The following is an 18,821-nucleotide window of genomic DNA, read 5'->3' as shown; positions in this document are numbered from 1 at the left end:
TCGGCGAACGCTCTTGCACCTGCTGCGAGAGCGTTTCGCTTTGAGCCATGGGATGTGAGAGAGCGACAGTGCTCAAATGATCATGCTATGTGATTATTTGAGCAAATGTTGCTACGGTTGAAGGATGGGAACTGCTGACCGCCACCGGCTCATTGGCGAGCTGTTGCGCACCCGCGAGCAAGCAACAGTGGAAGAGCTCGTCCAAGCAACAGGAGCTTCCGGCGCCACCGTCCGCCGCGACCTGGAAATCCTCGCCGCCAACGGAGTCCTGAAGCGCGTCCACGGCGGTGCACGCAGCCTGTTGGCGCGCGGAGACAACCCAGGTTACGGGCAACGCGAATTGGAACACCACGAAGCCAAGGTCCGTATTGCAAAGGTGGTGGACCAGCTGATCAGGGACCGCGAATACGTGTGGCTGGACAGCGGATCCACGGCAACGGAAATCGCGCGACGCCTGGGTAACCGTGAAATCACGGTAATGCCCATGTCACTGTATGGCGTCGAGGCCCTCACTCACACCAAGGACGGCCGCGCGCCGGAGCTCATTCTTCCCGGCGGCCGTCTCATCCCGGGGGAACAGTCGTTCCGGGGACCCATGACCGAAGCCAACATTCGCTCACTGAGGTTCGACACCGCCGTCGTAACTCCCTGCGCACTTAACCTCAAGGACGGCCTGCTGGCCCACGATCTTGATGATGCCGCGGTGAAACGTGCCGGACTGGAATCCGCGGCGCGGGTCATCGCGGCATCCGCAGGCAGCAAGTGGAATGCCAGCGCAGTAGCTCTCGTGGCAGCCATGGAGGCTGTGGACGTCATCGTGACAGACCAAGAACCATCCCCCGACGATCTTGCCCGGCTCAACAAACTCTCCGTGGAAGTTGTGATTGCATGACCACCAACACCAGAAGCACCACCAACGTCAACGCCGCGGCCGTGGCGACGTTCCTGATCTTCGGCATGAACGGATTGGTCTTCGCCAGCTGGGCTGCGCGCATCCCTGCTGTGACGGAGGCGCTCAGCCTGACGTCCGGCCAGATGGGCACGCTATTGCTCTGCACCGCTGTGGGTTCTCTACTGGCGCTGCCATCGGCCGGATGGGTAGTGGGCAGGATCGGTACAGCCAACACGGTCCGGGTGGCCGGCATCGTGGCTGGCGCCGCAGGTGCAGCCATTGCCTTCTCACTGATGACCGCTTCCGTTCCGGGTACGGCGGTAGCCCTGTTCTTCTTCGGCATTGGCATCGGGCTATGGGACGTGGCTCAGAACATCGAAGGCGCTGACGTCGAGCACCGGCTCAAGCGCACCATCATGCCCCAATTCCACGCTGCCTTCAGTGGTGGGGCGTTCCTGGGCGCCCTGATCGGTGCCGGACTCTCCCAACTGGGTGTGGGCTTGCCGGAGCACTTGTTGGTTATCGCGGCGATCGCCATCGCCTTGGCGCTGACAGTTCCCAAGTACTTCCTGCCGCACGAGGTGGAAGAAATTCACGACGGCGGCGCGGTGGCTGAGAAGGGTCCCACAGCTTGGCGGGATGGCAGGACGCTGCTCATCGGTGTGGTGGTCCTCGGTGCCACGCTCACCGAAGGTGCGGGCAATGACTGGATCGCGAAGGCTGCGGTGGACGGCCTCGGAGCCTCGGAGTCCACCGGTGCGTTGCTCTTTGCGCTCTTTGTCCTGGCTATGACCGTCATGCGGTTCTTCGGCGGCAAGGCGATCGACAAGTTTGGACGAGTGAACGTCCTCCGGGCCAGCATGGCAGCAGCCGCCGCAGGGCTCGCACTGTTTGTCTTCGCAGGCAATGTGGTCCTGGCCGGCGTTGGTGCGGCACTGTGGGGCGTTGGAGCGGCCTTGGCCTTCCCCATGGGGATGTCGGCCGCAGCGGACGACCCCAAGCATGCAGCCGCCCGGGTATCCGTGGTTTCCACCATAGGCTACGTAGCCTTCCTGGCTGGTCCGCCACTGCTGGGCTACCTCGGCGACCACACCGGAATCCATATGGCTTTGCTTGCCATCGGTGCGCCTATTTTGCTTGCTCTGCTTCTTGCCGGCGTTGCGAAGCCTTTGCCGACCAAATAGTGCGCCCGTCTGCCAGCTCATTCTCCTTAATGCATGTGTCTCGGAAGTACCACCACATGAGGAGCACAGTGCCGGCGGCAAGGCACGCCCCGCCCAGGACATCACTGAGCCAGTGGGCCGAGAGGTAAGTGCGACTCATCATCATGGCGATCACGCCAAGGGCGGCGATCACTGCCATCCACCAGCGTCCGATCAGCAACGTGGTCACCAGGAGGAACGCCGTGGTTGCAGATACATGCCCTGAGGGGTATGAACCTGTATCGGTGAGAACCCTGGCCCCCTCTGGCCGGTCCCTGCCCACCACGGCTTTCGCCAGCTGCGTCAGCGCCAGTACGGAAAGGCCGCTTGCAGCTGCGAAGATGGCTGCTTTGGGTCGGCGCCATATCAGGAGCGACGCAGCCAGCACCGCGTGGAAGAAAAGCATCCCGGCATACCCTGCCCAATTGAGGACTGCGTTCACCTGATCCCAGAACGGGGAGTGCAGGCTGAAGGCGTAGGATTGCCAGCCGGTATCCGCCCGGTTGAAGGCCGGCTCGCCTGGCCCTGCCATGATCAACACCCCGGGAACTGCAAAGGCGCACAGCAGGAGTACTCCGGGGGTGACCAGCTGCCAGCCGGGGCGCGGACGTGGATGGAGTACACGAATCATCCATTCATGGTAGCCATGGCAGATGGGTGGCACCGGCAGGCGTTAGTGTGAAGGCATGCGAGGCTTCTTGGGCAAAGGCCCCAAACGGGTTGCGAGGTTTGACCATTTCCTGGTGCGGGCAGTGTCCCGGCAACCCCAGGGCGATCACGATGTCTTTTTCCGGAGACTCTCCGCTGCGGCCACCAAAGGGAAGTTGTGGTTCGGAATAGCCGGAGTCATGGCCGCCTTTCCCGGTAAACCGCGCAGGGCGGCCCTTCACGGGGTACTCGCGCTAGGTGTCGCGTCAGCGGTCACCAACCTCATCTTCAAGCGGCTGCTCCCTCGGGCCCGCCCCCTCCCGACGCACCTGCCGCTGTTCCGCTTCGTGAACCCGCAACCCACCAGTTCCTCCATGCCCTCGGGTCATTCCGCGTCCGCCGTGGCATTTGCTGTGGGCGCTGGGATTGTCTCCCCCGGCCTGGGTCTGGCCTTTGCTCCGATTGCTGCGGGAGTGGCCTACTCACGCGTGCACACGGGCGCCCACTGGCCCTCCGATGTGGTGTTCGGTTCCGCACTGGGCGCCGGAGCAGCCGTCCTGACCCGTAAGTGGTGGCCTGCCAGACCTGCTGAACCGACACCTCGCCGAACGCCTGCGAAGGCGCCGGCAATATCTGATGGCGACGGGCTGGGTATAGCGGTCAATGCCCTGGGTGGGTCCTACACCCCTGAAACCGCGGAACTTTTGCGGGGCATATTCCCTAAGGCGCATATACGTGAAATTTCCGAGGGTGAAGACGTAGCGGCTGAAATCGAGGCGGTCGCAACTCGCCCAGGCATCGTCGCCTTGGGCGTTTGGGGCGGCGACGGAACGGTGGGCACTGCGGCGGCTGCCGCCGTCGAACATTCACTGCCGCTCCTGGTCCTGCCAGGGGGAACCCTCAACCACTTCGCCCGCGACCTCGGTACCAGCTCCATAGACGATGCAATCGACGCCGTGACCCGAGGGCAGGCGGCTTCCGTCGATTTGGGCCATGTGGTGGTCCAGCGGGGCCTTCCCGAGGCGCCCGAGACCACCGAGTTGGCCATGCTGAATACTGCCAGCTTTGGCGTCTATCCGAATCTGGTGCGTCGCCGGGAGAGATTGCAGCCCGCTATGGGTAAGCCGTTGGCCGGCGTGGTGGCATCGCTCCGCACCTTCGGAGTGAACTCCCCCACCACACTCCTGGTTGATGGGGTGAAGCACAAGCTCTGGATTCTCTACATGGGCAGGGGCAGGTTCTACCCCAGCGACCATGCACCACTACGCAGGCCGGTACTGGATGACGGTGTTTTCGATCTGCGCATGATCACTGCGGACGAGCCGTTTGCCCGTGCAAGGCTGCTCTGGGCAGTCGTGACGGGTACGGTTGCCGCCTCCAAGGTCACCCACCTGACCGAGGCCACTACCGTTACCGTGGAAGCGATTGGGCAACCCTTGGTTCTGGCGGTTGACGGGGAGCCGAAGCCTGGCGTCCGCAAAGCCACCTTCACGGTGAAGCCGGGCGAGCTTACCGTCTACTCGCCGCTGCCGGAGGCCTAACGCGCGGGGGCATCATCCGCGAGGACTACCCTGACTGAACCCTGAATCATCCCTGAGACAGGCGATTTGTGTTCCTTCCGTGAGTAGCGTTGTAGCTACATTCGAAACTCACTTGCACGCACATGTGCTCCGAGGAGGGAACGCTTCCATGATCGAAGCAAAAGGCCTGACCAAGGTCTACGGCGAGAAGACCGCCGTGGGCGGCGTCAGTTTCACTGTCCAGGCCGGACGGGTGACGGGCTTCCTGGGTCCGAACGGTGCCGGCAAGTCAACCACCATGCGCATGATCATGGGGCTGGACGCTCCTACATCGGGCTCTGTAACCGTCAACGGTGAGCCCTTCGCGCAACACAAGGCGCCGCTGCGGGAGATCGGTGCCCTGTTGGACGCCAAGGCTGTTCACACGAGCCGCACCGCATACAACCACCTGCTTGCTATGGCAGCAACGCACAGCATCCCCAAGAGCCGTGTCCGGGAAGTCATCGAGATGACCGGACTGGGAGACGTCGCCAAGAAGAAGGTCAAGGGATTCTCACTCGGAATGGGTCAGCGCCTTGGCATCGCCGCAGCGCTGCTGGGTGACCCGCAGACCATCATCCTCGATGAGCCGGTGAACGGTCTTGATCCTGAAGGCGTGGTGTGGGTTCGCAACCTCGTCAAGTACCTGGCTTCCGAAGGCCGCACGGTGTTCTTGTCCAGCCACCTCATGAGCGAAATGGCGCTGACTGCAGACCACCTGATCGTGATCGGCCGCGGCAGGATCATCGCCGACGCACCCATCGCCGAAATTATCACCGGCAAGGGCCATGCACGGACCCGCGTCCGCACGGACCAGCCTGAACGCCTCATGCAGCTCCTGGCCGGCACCGGCGTATCCGTGGAGGTCCACGAACGCGAACTGCTGGAAGTTTCAGGGCTTGATCCCCGCGGCATCGCCCGTACGGCTTTGGACAACCAAGTGATGGTCTACGAGCTGACACCGCTCCAGGCAAGCCTGGAAGAGGCTTACATGGAACTGACCAAGGACGAGGTCGAATACCACTCGCACATCACCACCGGGGCCTCGGTTCCCGCCCAGGCCGGAGGGAAATAGACATGAGCACCACCACTGTGGACCGCAAGTCCATCCGCAACTCCGTCGGTCCCGGACCGGCATTCCACCGCGTACTCAACTCCGAGTTCATTAAGTTCCGCACGCTGATGTCCACGCTGATCCTCCTGGCTTCCACTGCCTTGGTGATGGTGGGTTTCGCCGCCCTCTCAGCATGGGGAACAGGACAGTTTGCAGAGCAGGTGGCCAAGGACCCTGAGGCCGCTGCCGCCATGGCAGCGCAGGGTGGGGACCTCGCGGTGAGCATACCCACCTCGGGAATCTCGTTTGCCCAGCTCATCCTCGGGTCCTTGGGCGTCCTGCTCATGAGCTCCGAGTTCACCACCGGAATGGCACGCTCCACCTTTGCCGCCGTTCCCAAAAGGCTTTCGCCCTTCCTGGCAAAGCTGATTGTGGTGATGGTCAGCTCCTTCCTCCTGACCGCCGTGTCCATCTACATCGCCGGGCTGGCGTCGCTCCCTATCGTGGATAACTACGACCTCAAGCTGGATCTGGGCAGCTCACAGTCGGTCAAGCTCCTGGTGGTCAACAGCATCTACGTGGCAGCAGTAGCAGCCATCGGCATGGCCCTTGGAACGATCGTGCGGAACTCTGCCGGCGGCATCATGAGCTTGGTTGGACTGCTGTTTGTGGCACCCATCGCTTTCCAGCTCATCCCCGGTGATTTCTTCAAGGAAGCCAACAAGTACCTGCCCACCAGCACCATTAGTCCGTTGACCGCCGTCGAGCATGTTCCGGAAACGCTGGAAGCCTGGCAGGCAGGCTTGGTCCTGGGAGCTTGGGTTATTGTCCCGGTTGCGCTGGCCATGATTTTGCTCAAGAAGCGGGACGTCTAGGACGGAGTGCCGTCTAGGCTCGATTCATGACTGAAGCTCCACAGATGAAGGACGTATCGGCCACCACGGCCGATGCGTCCTTCGCTGAAATTGCCCAGCGACGCAGGGGCCGTATCCGGCGCTACTTCTTCAAGCGTCCCCGCGCCATGGATGCCGTGGTGATCCTCTGCTACGTTCTCCTGGCGCTGCCCACCATCATTCCGTCGGCCGTCGACGGTAAATGGCTCGTGGTGGTAATTCTGCTGTTGATCGCCTCGGCGTTGTTCTTCAGGCGACGGTTCCCGCTGCAGGTGGTTCTGGCAGTCGCGCTTCTTGAAATAGCGGCCACCATCCTGAACCCATGGGGCTCGAACGTTTCCGCTGGCCTGTGGTTCGCACTGTACGCGGTGGCGGCGCTCCGGAGGCGTGCGCTGACCCTGGTGGTGTTCGCCGCGGCCAGCCTCCCGTTGAGCCTTTTGTACTTGTTCATGTGGACCAGCCCCAGCCAGATGGACAATTTGCAGGACGTCCCGGAGAACTTCCACCTCATCAACAACATCGCCACCGCCGTGACCATCATGCTCTCCAACCTCCTCGCCACGGGCATCGGCATCTCGGTACGCCAGCGCAGGGAGCATGAGGCGGAGATCGCGGCCTGGGCTGCGCGGACAACGCAGCTGGGCAAGGTCACCGAACGGAACAGGATCGCCCGCGAAATGCACGACGTCGTTGCGCACTCGCTGACGGTAATGATCAGTCTCTCGGACGGTGCCGCCGTGGTGGTCAAGAAGGATCCGCAGCGGGCCGGCGACGTCCTCGGCGAACTGTCGCGCACGGGAAGGGCCGCCTTGGCAGATATGCGCCGGGTGCTCGGTGTCCTGCGCGACGATTCCGGGCGGCCAGCACCGCTGACACCCCTTGAATCCGGGCAGAACCTGGCGAAGCTCTTGGACGGTTTCCGAACTGCCGGACTGCCGCTGCACTATGCCCATACGGGACCTGGCCTCCCGGCTGACCCAGCTTTCGAACTGACGGTCTACAGGATTGTGCAGGAGTCGCTGACCAACGTTTTGAGGTATGGGCGCTCGCTCAGCCGGGTTGATGTCCAGGTGGCTCGCGACGGCGATTTGGTCACCATTGACGTGCTCGACGACGGCCGGGGAACCCGCGAAGGTGGCAGCGAGTCCGTGGGCAGCCTGGGGACAGGACAAGGCATTGCCGGAATGAATGAACGCGCCGGAATCTATGCTGGAATCGTTACTGCCGGTCCGGGAAAAAGGGGAGGCTGGGCGGTCCACGCCGAGCTCCGCTGGAACGGCGAAAAGGGGGAATCATGACCGAAGACATCATCAACGTGCTGCTGGTGGACGATCAGCCACTGCTGCGGATGGGCTTCCGGCTCATTCTTGAGGGCGAAGAGGACTTCCACGTTGTGGGCGAGGCGTCGGATGGGATTGAGGCCGTACGCCAGGTAGAGGCCCTGCAGCCGGACGTGGTCCTGATGGACGTGCGTATGCCAGGCATGGACGGCATCGAAGCAACACGACGGATCTCGGATTCAGGCTCCGATGCGCGGGTCATCATCCTGACCACTTTCGACCTTGATGAGTACGCTTTCAGCGGCTTGCAGGCCGGTGCTTCCGCGTTCCTACTTAAGGACGTTGCGCCATCTGAGCTGGTTCACGCTGTGCGCCTGGTAGCCAGTGGCGATGCGGTGGTGGCGCCGCGAGTCACGCAACGCCTGCTGGAAACCTATGTTCGCGGCGGCGCGGTGCCCGGACATTCTCCGAGCCCGCACCGGGACCCGCTCCTGGATGAGCTCACACCGCGTGAAACCGAAATACTCACCACCATTGCGGAGGGCCTCTCCAACGCTGAGATCGCCCATAAATTCTTCCTCTCCGAGGCCACGGTGAAGACCCACGTCCGCCGGATCCTGAGCAAGCTCCAGTTGCGGGACAGGGTGCAGGTTGTGGTGTATGCCTATGAAACCGGACTCGTGGTGCCCAGCAACCCGGACTACTAGTCTTGTCTGTGGCTTCCTGACCTCCTTTAATGAGAAAAAGTCGAAATGACAACCTGTCTGGGTTGCTGTTGACTTACTTGTGCCTCAAAGGGGGTCAGGAAGCAACTCGACGATCGGGTGCACAGTCGCGGCACAGCTTTCCCATATACAACCCCTAGGCGCGGCGCGTTTCATGGATGCATGACTACTCCTCACCCCGACCACGACCGCGGCCTCGAGTTCGACCTCTCCACACTCCTGAGCCGGCGACGCGGCCTGGGGATGCTCTTCGGCGCAGGCGCGGCAGCAGCCCTGGCGGCCTGCACGCCAAGTGCGGGCGGTGGCAGCGCATCGCCGTCGAGCACTGCCACCGCAACGGCAAGCACGACGGCGGCCGCGTCGCCTTCCGCATCGGCCACGAGCACGGTGACCCGTGCCTTCGCTGAATGTGGAGTGGAGATCCCGGAGGAGACGTTGGGGCCCTATCCGGGCGACGGTTCCAACGGCCCCAACGCGCTGGAGGCCTCCGGGGTGGTTCGTCGCGACATCAGGTCCAGTTTTGGCGGATCCACCACCAAAGCCGAAGGCGTACCCTTGACAGTTACACTGACGCTTTTGGACAATTCCAACGGTTGCGCCCCCTTGGCCGGAGCCGCCGTCTACGCCTGGCATTGCGATCAGGGTGGCAAATACTCGCTCTACGACTCAGGCCTTGAGAACGAGAACTACCTCCGCGGCGTTCAGGAAGCCGACGCCAATGGGCAACTTACTTTCAGCACCATCTACCCGGGTGCGTACAGCGGTCGCTGGCCTCATATTCACTTTGAGGTATTTGAATCCATGAGCAACGCGACGGCGGCCGGGCAGGTCCTCGCGGTCTCCCAAATCGCGCTTACCGAGTCTGCCTGCAAGGAGGTTTATGCGACCTCCGGCTATGAAGCCAGTGCCCGGAACTTCCCGAATACCACTTTGACCTCGGACAACGTCTTTGGGGACGATGGAGGAGTATACCAACTGGCGACTATGTCCGGCTCGGTCTCGGGCGGATACACAGCCGCGCTGAACGTCACTGTATAGCCCGGTAAGCACGAGGAGCGGGGGCTAGACTCGGTGGCATGCCTTCGAATGCCTCCGCCGCAATTGACCACATCAAGGACCTCGGTGCGTACGTGTCGGCATCCCCGTCCAGTTTCCACGCGGTGCACGAAGCCGCACGCCGACTGGATGCTGCCGGCTTCACCGGATTGGATGAACTGCAGCCGTGGAATGGTGCAGCGGGTAAGTTCTACGTAATCCGCGACGGTGCACTCATCGCTTGGGTCACACCCGAAAGCGCCGGACCAACCACTGGTTTCAATATCCTTGGTGCACACACGGATTCGCCGTCGTTCAAGCTGAAACCGAAGCCCACCACCGGCAAATTCGGGTGGCTGCAGGCTGGCGTCGAGGTCTACGGTGGACCGTTGCTCAATTCCTGGCTGGACCGGGAATTGCAGTTGGCCGGCCGATTGGTACTGCGTGACGGTACTGAGCACCTGACGGCGACAGGTCCGCTTCTTCGCTTCCCGCAGCTTGCCATTCACTTGGACCGCGGCGTCAATGACAATGGGCTCCACCTGTCCAAGCAGCAACACATGAACCCTATCTTCGGTCAGGGCGATGCTGCCAGCGAGGACCTTCTGGGATTGCTCGCCGATCGTGTGGAAGGCGCCACTGTTGATGCCGCGGACATCGGCGGTTACGACGTCGTTGTGGCGGACACGCAGGCACCTGCGGTTTTCGGGGCCAAGGGTGAGTTCTTCGCCTCCGGCCGGCTGGATAACCTTTCCTCCACGCACGCGGGACTACTGGCGCTGATAGCCCACGCCTCAGCAGCGCCTGCGTCAGGCCCGATCGCCGTCCTCGCAGCGTTCGATCACGAGGAGATCGGTTCCAATTCCCGATCCGGCGCCTGCGGACCCATCCTCGAGGACATCCTGGTGCGCATCTCCGACGGCCTTGGCGCTTCGGTGAGTGAAAGGCGGCAGGCCATAGCGGCGTCGTTCTGTGTTTCTGCGGACGCCGGCCACGCCGTCCACCCGAACTACGCGGAAAAGCACGATCCCGCCAACAGGCCAGTGCTCAATGGTGGTCCACTACTGAAAATCAATGCCAACCAGCGCTACGCCACGGACGCTGCGGGAGCTGCTTTTTGGGCCAGGCTTTGCGCCGAGTCCGGCGTTCCGTACCAGGAGTACGTCTCCAACAACGATCTCCCGTGCGGTTCCACCATCGGGCCTCTCACTGCTACCCGCCTCGGGATCCGGACGGTGGACGTGGGCATCCCGCTGCTGTCCATGCACTCCGCGCGGGAACTGTGCGGGGTGGAGGATCCCAGGAGCCTGGCCACTGTGGTGGAGCTCTTTTTCGCCACTTCGGTCTAGGCTGAAGCGTCAAGCACTCATTTCAGGGGTATTACAAATGTTTCCTATAGGAAACTTTGGATGCTTTGAGGTTTACATTTTGTGCACGGTTCCTGTTTGGGCGTCTTCAAAATGTTTGGTTGCACAGTATTCAGCGCGGTGTAGCAGGTTAGCGTGATGTAGTCATGTGGCCCGTGGCACACCACTGTGGCCAACCCCAAACCCAAAGGACGGCGCAGAACCATGCACGCTGACCAACAGCTTTCCAAGTCCCTGAAGCCCCGACACCTCTCCATGATCGCTATTGCCGGCGTCATCGGAGCCGGACTGTTCGTTGGTTCCGGAGCCGCAATCCAGCAGGCCGGTCCGGGTATTCTTGTTGCCTACCTTGCTGCCGGACTGGTGGTCATCCTCGTCATGCGCATGCTGGGTGAGATGGCTGCGGCCAACCCTGAGACGGGCTCGTTCTCCACCTATGCGGACAAAGCACTCGGCCGTTGGGCCGGCTTCAGCATCGGCTGGCTGTACGCCTGGTTCTGGATCATCGTCCTTGGCATTGAAGCCACGGCCGGTGCGGCCATCATGCATCGCTGGGTTCCCGGAGTGGATCAGTGGATCTGGGCACTCATTCTGATGGTGCTCCTCACGCTGACGAACCTGGGATCCGTGAAGTCCTACGGCGAGTTCGAATTCTGGTTCGCGTCTATCAAGGTTGCGGCAATTGTCATCTTCCTGCTCGCTGGCATCGTTGCAATCCTCGGTCTCATGCCGGGTGTTTCCGCCCCCGGTGTCGCCAACCTCCTGGATCAGGGTGGCTTCATGCCGAACGGTCCGGGCGCAGTACTGGCCGGCATCCTCGTAGTGGTCTTCTCGTTCTTCGGCGCCGAAATCGCCACCATCGCCGCCGGTGAGTCCGAAAACCCGGTGGACGCCGTCAAGAAGGCAGTGAAGTCCACCGTGTGGCGCATCCTGATCTTCTACATCGGCTCCATTGCCATCGTGGTGACCTTGCTGCCGTGGAACGATGCTTCCGTGGCCAAGAGCCCATACGTAGCCGTCATCGAGCTTTACGGAATTCCGGGTGCAGGCACCATCATGGACATCGTTGTCCTCACCTCGGTTCTCTCCTGCCTGAACTCTGGGCTGTACACGGCCAGCCGAATGCTCTTCTCCCTCTCGCAGCGTGGCGATGCTCCCCGGTCCTGGATGAAGATCTCCAAGCGTGGCGTTCCGGCTGCTGCAGTGCTCGCTTCCACCGTGGTGGGATTCCTCACCGTTGGTGCCAACTACATCGCGCCGGACTCCGTGTTCCTGTTCCTGGTGAACACCTCTGGTGCAATTGCGCTCTTCGTGTGGTTGGTGATCGCAACTTCGCAGCTCATCCTGCGTAAACGAATGGGTGCAGCCGCCAAGGATCTCGATCTCAAGATGTGGTTCTTCCCGTACCTTACGTGGATTGCCATTGCAGCCATCGTGGCGCTGATCATCGGTATGGTCATCATCGAATCCACCCGCGAATCGTTGTTCCTTTCGCTGGCGTTGGCCGCGATCGTGGTGGGCATCGGCGTGCTTCGCTACCGCCGGAAGGGTGCCACACCTTCCAACCCGGTGCCCGCCGGGGAAGCTGAGGACGCCAAGATCGGTTCCTGACAGGGTTGGTTTTTTCGTAGCGGGACAGCCGCCGTCAATACCCGACGGCGGCTGTCCTGTTTCGTTTTAAGGGCACCGGTATGCGGCTACTGGGCCAAGCCGATGACCAGGTTGATGGTGACGGCCAGAATGACAGTGCCGAACATGTAGGACAGCAGGCTATGTTTGAGTGCCTCGGCGCGGATCGTGTGATTGCCGAGATTAGTGTCCGACACCTGATACGTCATGCCCAGGCTGGTGGCCAGGTAGGCAAAGTCCGTGTACTGCGGAGGGCGCTCTTGGTTGAAGCTGATGCCGCCCACTTCACCTCCGGCCCGTCCATCCTGGCTGTAATACAACTCGGCGTAGCGCAGCGTGAAGAGGGTTTGGACCAGCATCCAGGACAATCCCACGCATGCCAGGGCGAGTGCCGCAGAGGAAAGACGCGTGCCGGTTCCTTGCGTGTGCGAATCGACGATGACAGCGGCGACGGCTGCAAGGCTGGCCAGGTTGGCGATCAGAATCAGCACGTCCGTGAGGCCGCGAGATGGGTCCTCGGAGGTCGCGTGCTGCTCGGTCTCTTCCGGATCCAGCCGTGCAATCACCAACCACACCCACGCCACATAGACCAGGGCGGCCACGGCCCAGCCAATTGCCGGAGCTTCCACCCAGTTGCCCAGGGCGCCGGCAACGGCAAAGGCCGAGGCGCCGGCCAGAACCATGACGACAAAGCGCAGCCGGCTCCGCTTCACCCTGACGTTGTGCATGTGCTCACCCTAACCAGCGGAAGAGCTCAAAAGTCCGTTTGGCGTGACGGGTCGCTGGCATCTTGCTCATTGCGCTTTTTGTCGGCCTGCAGGATGCCGTCCCTTACGCCGGAGCGGATCACGAAGTACAAGAAGTAGAGGGCGATCGCGGAGAAGACGACCGTCAGAACCAGGGCATTCAGTGGTGTGGCATCCATGGCCCCAACCCTAGTGGCAGGCTGTCACGGCAGGCCAAGCCGGTAGGAATCCACGAATTTCCTTTCTTCGTGCTAATGTCTTTGACGCTGTCAAGGAGAAAAACGAAACACTGTTTCTCCTGATCACCTTGCGCGGGTGGCGGAATGGCAGACGCGCTAGCTTGAGGTGCTAGTCCTCGAAAGGGGGTGGGGGTTCAAGTCCCCCTCCGCGCACAAAGAAACCCCCGGAAGGTGATCTTCCGGGGGTTTTGTCGTTCCTGGGCGCTAGGTCCGGCCTCGGACGCCCGGCCTTGGATGTCCGGCCTCAGCCGCCCGGCCGGGGTGCGAACATGATGACGCCTACACCCACCATGCAGATGGCGGCGCCGATCACGTCCCAGCGATCCGGCCGGAAGCCGTCCATCAGCATTCCCCACGCCAAGGAACCGGCAATGAACACGCCGCCATAGGCCGCCAGGACCCGGCCGAAGTGAGCCTCGGGTTGGAAGGCCGCGAAGAAACCGTAGATTCCCAGCGCCACGACGCCAAGCCCTGCCCACCACCACGCTTTGCCTTCGCGCACGGACTGCCAGATGAGCCAAGCTCCGCCGATCTCTGCGACGGCTGCCAAAACGAAGAGAATGGTGGACTTCAGAATGGTCATAGTTCCAGTATTCCTTGCTGCCCCACCGGGTTATCCACATACGCAACTTGGCCGGTTTCGGCCGGAGATTCCGCCGAATAGCTTTGAGTGCAGGAGATGCACTAAGATATTGAAGTCTGTGTTACGCCCTCTTGCCGTGTTTTAGGCCAGGGAGCGCCAACGCAGCATCGCAAATGAACCTCCTGTTACGGAAATACCGTAACCGCTTAGCCCAAAGGAGGTGGGTTCACATATGCGTCCTTACGAATTGATGGTAATCATCGACCCCGAGGTCGAAGAGCGTACCGTAGAGTCGTCGCTTCAGAAGTTCCTCAATGTCATCACCACCGATGGTGGAACCATCGAAAAGGTTGACATCTGGGGCCGTCGCCGTCTGGCGTACGACATCAAGAAGAAGTCCGAAGGTATCTACGCCGTGGTGAACTTCACCGCAGCGCCGGCTACCGCCAAGGAACTTGATCGCCAGCTGTCTCTCAACGAGACGATCATGCGCACCAAGATCATCCGCCCTGAAGACCAGAAGGTCGTTGCTGAGTAATCAGCCCCTTCCAATCTTTAACCCGCAGGAACGAACAAGGAGGCAGTAGATGGCAGGCGAAACCACTATTACGGTCATCGGTAATCTCACCAATGACCCCGAGCTGCGGTTCACCCCGTCTGGCTCAGCAGTAGCGAACTTCACCATCGCTTCTACTCCCCGGACCTTTGACCGCCAGTCCAATGAGTGGAAGGACGGGGAAACCCTGTTCCTCCGCGCATCGGTATGGCGCGAAGCAGCCGAGAACGTGGCCGAGTCCCTTACCAAAGGCATGCGCGTCATCGTTTCCGGCCGTTTGAAGAGCCGTTCTTACGAGACAAAAGAAGGCGAGAAGCGCACCGTAATCGAGCTTGAGGTCGATGAAATCGGCCCGAGCCTGCGTTACGCAAACGCCAAGGTCAACCGTACCCAGCGCTCCGGCGGTGGCCAGGGTGGCTTCGGTGGCGGTAACGCCGGTAATTCCGGTGGCTTCGGAGGAGGCGCTCCTGGTGGAAACCAGGGCGGCGGCAACTCCGGTGGAACCTGGGGCGGCAACCAGCCCGCACAACAGCAGGATGATCCTTGGGCGACGCCCGGTGTCAGCAATGCTGGCGGCTGGGGCAATGGCCCGGATTCCGAACCTCCCTTCTAAACACCAAATAAACGTCCGACGCCGGACACTCACCGTAAGTGCCGGAAGGCACCATGGTGACAACCGCCGTCGAACACCACCATCCCGTGGATCAATATCCACGGGCTCCATAGAAAAGGAGCTCCACGATGGCTAAGGCTGAACTCCGTAAGCCCAAACCAAAGTCCAACCCCTTGAAGGCCGCTGACATCACTGTCATCGACTACAAGGACGTAGCACTGCTGCGCAAGTTCATCTCCGACCGCGGAAAGATCCGCGCTCGTCGCGTCACTGGCGTTACCGTTCAGGAACAGCGCAAGATCGCCCAGGCAATCAAGAACGCCCGCGAAGTTGCTCTGCTGCCTTACTCCGGCGCTGGCCGCGGCTAAGGAAGGGATTAACTAACATGGCAAAGCTCATTCTGACCCACGAAGTAACCGGCCTCGGTGCTGCTGGCGACGTTGTGGAGGTCAAGGACGGTTACGCACGTAACTTCCTGCTCCCCCGCGGCTTCGCTCTGACCTGGACCAAGGGTGGCGAGAAGCAGGTTGAGACCATCAAGGCTGCCCGCGCCGCTCGTGCGCACGCTTCTGTTGAAGCTGCACAGGCACAGGCTCAGGCTCTGTCCTCCAAGAAGGTCAAGCTCGAGGTGAAGGCCGGCGAGTCCGGTCGTCTCTTCGGCACCGTCAAGCCTGCTGATGTCGCTGCTGCTGTTGAGGCCGCTGGCCTCGGCGCCATCGACAAGCGCAACGTTGAACTGCCGAACCACATCAAGTCTGTCGGTTCGTACACGGCCAACGTTCGCCTGCACGAGGATGTTTCTGCTGTCATCGACCTCGAGGTCGTTGCTAGCAAGTAGTCTCTGACTGCAAGGAAGGCCCCCGCTACCGGATTCCGGTGGTGGGGGCCTTTTGCTTCCCCCAACTGGCGGGGGATTACGGTGTGTGGAGCTCCTCCATGACGTGCTTGTAGCCGGTTCGGATCATCTGAGCCAGAACGTCCCGGTCCACGTCATCGAGCTTGTTGACGTAGAGGCAGGCGGCCCCGGTCTTGTGCTTGCCGAGTTCGGGTAGCAAACGGTCTGCATCGGGACCGTAAGTGAGTCCGTACAGCGCCAGGTTGGTCTTGCGCGGAGAGAACCCGACGGCGGCTGAGTCACCCTCGCGGCCGCTCTCGTACTTGTAGTGATAGCTACCGAAGCCGACGATTGACGGGCCCCACATGACGGCTTCCTGGCCGGTGATGTCGCGCATCATTTCCAGCAATTCAAAGCCGTCCTCGCGCCGCTTGGGGTGTTCCACCGCGGCTAGGAATTCTTCCACGGAGACGTCCGTGGGTTGGGTCTTGTTCTCTGCCATAGGGGTAGTGTGGCAGACGCGCCACGGGTGCGTCAGCACATCGGGTCAGCACCCCGGTGATAGCCTTCAGCGGTGACTTCAGAAGCCCTGCGTATTCGCCCGTTCCACCAAGTAGACGTCTTCTCTGAGGTCCCGTACCTCGGCAATCCGCTCGCGGTGGTGGTGGATGCCCTAGGCCTCAGCACTGAAGTGATGCAACACTTCGCCAACTGGACCAACCTCTCCGAGACGACGTTCCTGTTCCCTCCCACCCACCCCGAAGCGGACTACAAGGTGCGGATCTTCACGGGCAGCGAGGAGTTCCCTTTCGCTGGTCACCCCACGCTGGGCTCGGCGCACACGTGGCTGCAGGCCGGGGGAGTGCCCAAGACTGGCGGCGTTGTGGTTCAGGAGTGCGGCGCGGGTTTGGTGCGAGTAAAGCACGACGCCGGTCGCTTGGCGTTCGCTGCGCCACCGCTGACCCGCTTCGGTCCGGTGGATGAGAATTCGCGGGCGCAGCTCGCTGCCGGCCTGCAGCTGCCCGAGGATGCCCTGCAGGATGCGTCGTGGCTGGTCAACGGACCCACGTGGATCGGCGTGCTCCTCGGTTCGGCTGAGCAGGTCCTGGCCGTGGAGCCGGATCTCGCTGCCATGGGTGACCTGAAGGTCGGGATCATTGGCCCCCACAAGCCCGGGGCCGGCATCGACTTCGAGGTGCGTACGTTCATTCCCGGTGACGCCATGGTGGAGGACCCGGTCACGGGAAGTTTCAATGCCGGTGCGGCCCAGTGGCTGATCGGCAGCGGCCGGGCTCCCCACGAGTATGTTGCCGCCCAAGGTACTGTCCTGGGCAGGGCTGGCCGTATTCACGTCAAGGCGGAGGATGGCGAAATCTGGGTGGGCGGCGCCTCAGCCACGTGCATCGACGGCACGGTGCTGCTCTAAGCGCTGCTAGGAGCGCTTGGGGCGTGTCAGGACAACCAGCAGGAAGATGCCGGCACTGAAGGCCGCCTGGACAGCAACAACGGACGTCGGTACGTGGCCAAGGTACAGCGCCAGCAGCATCGGAACCACGGCCAGGACGGTCACGTCCAGCCCGCGCATCAGGGAGCCGAGTTGGGCCCGCGGTACCGGCCCGAAGGGGGTATCCGCCGGCGGGGCAGTCCAGTCGGGCGGGGTCCTAGTGGCTGCGCGGAGTGTCCCGGCACCCATCCCGACCCCGGCCAGGGCACCAACGCCTATCAAGGCAGGGTTCGCAGCCCCGAGCAGCACCAACAGACTGCAGAGCACAGCCATCCACACGGACATCGCGACGCACGGCATCAGTGTCCGGCTTGTTCGCACAAGTGCCGGATGCAGCGGAAGCATTGCGTCGAGTTCAGGGACCAATGCCGTTTTGCGGGCCACACCGCCCAGTCCGGAAGCCGTGGCACACCCTGCGATCACGATCACCGTCAACTGTGCGAACTCGGGTAGGCCACCCTCCACCAGCAGTATGGCGATGCAGGCGGTGAGCCACAGGACCGGTGGCGTCACCGGGGGATTGAGCCTGAGGAAGGCCACCGCGTCAGCACGGATCAGCGCCCTCAGTGGGCCCCGCGTGGGGCGGGCGTAGAAGCGGGCTGCCCTGCCGCCGTCGATCCTTTTACGATTGCCGCCCAGCGCTCTGAGCACCTCGTTGGAGTCCATCATGAACAGCGACGCACCGGCGTGCCCGGCAACGGCACCGCCGCGTACCAGGTCGTCTCCCCGCACCTGGCCGGCGCGCGGCGCCACCACGGCAAGGAGTCCGACGGCGGCAACGGTCGCCAGTGCTGTGGGCCACGGAGAGGATGAGAACGCCGGAAGGACAGAGCACGCAAGAACTCCCGCCGTCGCAATTGTCTTGCCAAGCCGCGGACTCAGTAGGGCAAGCTGCTGAAAGGCGGCTAGAGTCACCGCGATGGAACCCGCAGCTCCGAAGGTGAGTGCGGCAAGAACGTGTTCGCCAGGAGCACGGTCAACAGCGGTCACCATGCTGAAGGGCAGGTAGATGATGGCTGATCCGGCTGCGGTAAGGGCCACCCTGCGAATGAAGGGTGGCAGAACCATGGGCCGGCGGTCGACCGGGAGCGTGAGCCACCAAGTGCTCTCCGCTCCCTTCACTGATATCGGTCCAAGCTTCCGGGCAAGGTTGCTGATGACCAGGAGGGCCGCGAGTGTGATGGACGTCCACAGCAAGGACTCCGGCAGCACCACCCATTGGGCCCGGATGATGCTGTTCTGCGGTGATGTCCTCTCCGCGATTTCGTTGCGCAGCGCCAGGACGAACGAGGCCGCAATGGTCAGGGAAACACCTATGCCGAGTCCCCAGCTGTAGGCGTCAACGAAGCGGGTTCCCCACGAGATCCGGCTGCGTTTGTAGCGCCGGGCGGATTGGCGGGTGAAGCGGACAATGTCCGAGGCCAGCTCCCGGTATTGCGGGGAACGTTCAAGGGCAAGCAC

Annotated in this window: 21 protein-coding genes and 1 tRNA gene; 16 read left to right on the top strand and 6 right to left on the bottom strand. The window is 62.1% G+C overall.

The window, feature by feature from the left end; all coding sequences use genetic code 11:
• The first annotated feature begins 124 nt into the window (after positions 1-124).
• Together HAV21_RS12910 and HAV21_RS12905 are read left to right on the top strand one after the other, a co-directional pair.
• Positions 125-892 carry a DeoR/GlpR family DNA-binding transcription regulator gene (locus HAV21_RS12910; RefSeq protein ID WP_166841982.1) on the top strand — a complete coding sequence of 256 codons (768 nt, stop codon included), beginning with the start codon at positions 125-127 and terminating at the stop codon, positions 890-892.
• A complete protein-coding gene (locus tag HAV21_RS12905) occupies positions 889-2,076 on the top strand; it encodes an MFS transporter (protein ID WP_142937328.1) in 1,188 nt (395 codons plus the stop codon). Before HAV21_RS12910 ends, HAV21_RS12905 begins: the two co-directional genes overlap by 4 nt.
• Here the strand turns inward: HAV21_RS12905 and HAV21_RS12900 are convergent.
• Positions 2,021-2,725, bottom strand: coding sequence for a phosphatase PAP2 family protein (locus tag HAV21_RS12900; protein WP_166841981.1), 705 nt, complete (start codon positions 2,723-2,725; stop codon positions 2,021-2,023). The two genes, HAV21_RS12905 and HAV21_RS12900, sit on opposite strands and share 56 nt — an antisense overlap.
• Before the next feature lie 55 nt (positions 2,726-2,780).
• Here HAV21_RS12900 and HAV21_RS12895 point away from each other — a divergent pair, with 55 nt between their 5' ends.
• The 8 genes from HAV21_RS12895 to HAV21_RS12860 all read left to right on the top strand — a co-directional run bounded on the left by HAV21_RS12895 (position 2,781) and on the right by HAV21_RS12860 (position 12,266).
• Positions 2,781-4,283: a bifunctional phosphatase PAP2/diacylglycerol kinase family protein gene (locus tag HAV21_RS12895; RefSeq protein ID WP_142937330.1), complete on the top strand. Its 1,503-nt coding sequence runs from the start codon at positions 2,781-2,783 to the stop codon at positions 4,281-4,283.
• A 148-nt stretch (positions 4,284-4,431) separates the two neighbouring features.
• Positions 4,432-5,376 (top strand): ATP-binding cassette domain-containing protein, encoded by a 945-nt coding sequence (locus HAV21_RS12890; protein WP_142937331.1) that lies wholly within the window; start codon positions 4,432-4,434, stop codon positions 5,374-5,376.
• Between the two features lie 2 nt (positions 5,377-5,378).
• Positions 5,379-6,230 (top strand): ABC transporter permease, encoded by an 852-nt coding sequence (locus HAV21_RS12885; RefSeq protein ID WP_166841980.1) that lies wholly within the window; start codon positions 5,379-5,381, stop codon positions 6,228-6,230.
• Between the two features lie 26 nt (positions 6,231-6,256).
• Entirely contained in the window at positions 6,257-7,546 is a 1,290-nt protein-coding gene (locus HAV21_RS12880; RefSeq protein ID WP_142937333.1) for a histidine kinase, read from the top strand.
• Positions 7,543-8,235: a response regulator transcription factor gene (locus tag HAV21_RS12875; RefSeq protein WP_166841979.1), complete on the top strand. Its 693-nt coding sequence runs from the start codon at positions 7,543-7,545 to the stop codon at positions 8,233-8,235. The genes HAV21_RS12880 and HAV21_RS12875 overlap by 4 nt, the downstream gene beginning before the upstream one ends.
• Before the next feature lie 180 nt (positions 8,236-8,415).
• Positions 8,416-9,291, top strand: coding sequence for an intradiol ring-cleavage dioxygenase (locus HAV21_RS12870; protein ID WP_166841978.1), 876 nt, complete (start codon positions 8,416-8,418; stop codon positions 9,289-9,291).
• A gap of 38 nt (positions 9,292-9,329) precedes the next feature.
• On the top strand, positions 9,330-10,637 hold the full coding sequence (locus HAV21_RS12865) for a M18 family aminopeptidase (RefSeq protein ID WP_166841977.1): 1,308 nt from the start codon (positions 9,330-9,332) through the stop codon (positions 10,635-10,637).
• A 222-nt stretch (positions 10,638-10,859) separates the two neighbouring features.
• A complete protein-coding gene (locus HAV21_RS12860) occupies positions 10,860-12,266 on the top strand; it encodes an amino acid permease (RefSeq protein WP_142937337.1) in 1,407 nt (468 codons plus the stop codon).
• Positions 12,267-12,352: 86 nt separating this feature from the next.
• Here the strand turns inward: HAV21_RS12860 and HAV21_RS12855 are convergent, their stop codons facing one another.
• Together HAV21_RS12855 and HAV21_RS12850 are read right to left on the bottom strand one after the other, a co-directional pair.
• Positions 12,353-13,012, bottom strand: coding sequence for a DUF1345 domain-containing protein (locus HAV21_RS12855; protein ID WP_243753277.1), 660 nt, complete (start codon positions 13,010-13,012; stop codon positions 12,353-12,355).
• A 26-nt stretch (positions 13,013-13,038) separates the two neighbouring features.
• On the bottom strand, positions 13,039-13,209 hold the full coding sequence (locus HAV21_RS12850; protein WP_165450151.1) for a hypothetical protein: 171 nt from the start codon (positions 13,207-13,209) through the stop codon (positions 13,039-13,041).
• A 130-nt stretch (positions 13,210-13,339) separates the two neighbouring features.
• Between HAV21_RS12850 and HAV21_RS12845 the strand changes: the two genes are divergently transcribed.
• A tRNA-Leu gene (locus HAV21_RS12845) sits at positions 13,340-13,422 on the top strand.
• 91 nt (positions 13,423-13,513) lie between these two features.
• Here HAV21_RS12845 and HAV21_RS12840 read toward each other — a convergent pair.
• Complete coding sequence (locus HAV21_RS12840; RefSeq protein WP_142937338.1) at positions 13,514-13,852, bottom strand: YnfA family protein; 339 nt, start codon at positions 13,850-13,852, stop codon at positions 13,514-13,516.
• A gap of 232 nt (positions 13,853-14,084) precedes the next feature.
• On the opposite strand from HAV21_RS12840, the gene rpsF reads away from it, so the two are divergent.
• The 4 genes from rpsF to rplI all read left to right on the top strand — a co-directional run bounded on the left by rpsF (position 14,085) and on the right by rplI (position 15,859).
• A complete protein-coding gene (gene rpsF / locus HAV21_RS12835; RefSeq protein ID WP_011776755.1) occupies positions 14,085-14,390 on the top strand; it encodes a 30S ribosomal protein S6 in 306 nt (101 codons plus the stop codon).
• A 49-nt stretch (positions 14,391-14,439) separates the two neighbouring features.
• A complete protein-coding gene (locus HAV21_RS12830; protein ID WP_011776754.1) occupies positions 14,440-15,021 on the top strand; it encodes a single-stranded DNA-binding protein in 582 nt (193 codons plus the stop codon).
• Positions 15,022-15,149: 128 nt separating this feature from the next.
• The gene (gene rpsR, locus HAV21_RS12825; protein WP_003800144.1) at positions 15,150-15,389 is read left to right on the top strand and encodes a 30S ribosomal protein S18; all 240 of its coding nucleotides are present in this window, start codon (positions 15,150-15,152) and stop codon (positions 15,387-15,389) included.
• A gap of 17 nt (positions 15,390-15,406) precedes the next feature.
• Entirely contained in the window at positions 15,407-15,859 is a 453-nt protein-coding gene (rplI, locus tag HAV21_RS12820) for a 50S ribosomal protein L9 (protein WP_142937339.1), read from the top strand.
• Between the two features lie 76 nt (positions 15,860-15,935).
• Here rplI and HAV21_RS12815 read toward each other — a convergent pair whose 3' ends face one another.
• Positions 15,936-16,358, bottom strand: a complete 423-nt coding sequence (locus tag HAV21_RS12815) for a DUF1801 domain-containing protein (RefSeq protein ID WP_166841976.1) — start codon at positions 16,356-16,358, stop codon at positions 15,936-15,938.
• A 72-nt stretch (positions 16,359-16,430) separates the two neighbouring features.
• Between HAV21_RS12815 and HAV21_RS12810 the strand changes: the two genes are divergently transcribed.
• On the top strand, positions 16,431-17,282 hold the full coding sequence (locus tag HAV21_RS12810; RefSeq protein ID WP_166841975.1) for a PhzF family phenazine biosynthesis protein: 852 nt from the start codon (positions 16,431-16,433) through the stop codon (positions 17,280-17,282).
• A gap of 6 nt (positions 17,283-17,288) precedes the next feature.
• Here HAV21_RS12810 and HAV21_RS12805 read toward each other — a convergent pair whose 3' ends face one another.
• A complete protein-coding gene (locus tag HAV21_RS12805; protein WP_166841974.1) occupies positions 17,289-18,821 on the bottom strand; it encodes a DUF6297 family protein in 1,533 nt (510 codons plus the stop codon).

This window comes from Paenarthrobacter sp. MSM-2-10-13, from assembly GCF_011605365.1.
Classification (GTDB): domain Bacteria; phylum Actinomycetota; class Actinomycetes; order Actinomycetales; family Micrococcaceae; genus Arthrobacter.
This window is presented reverse-complemented; position numbering and strand designations above follow the sequence as displayed.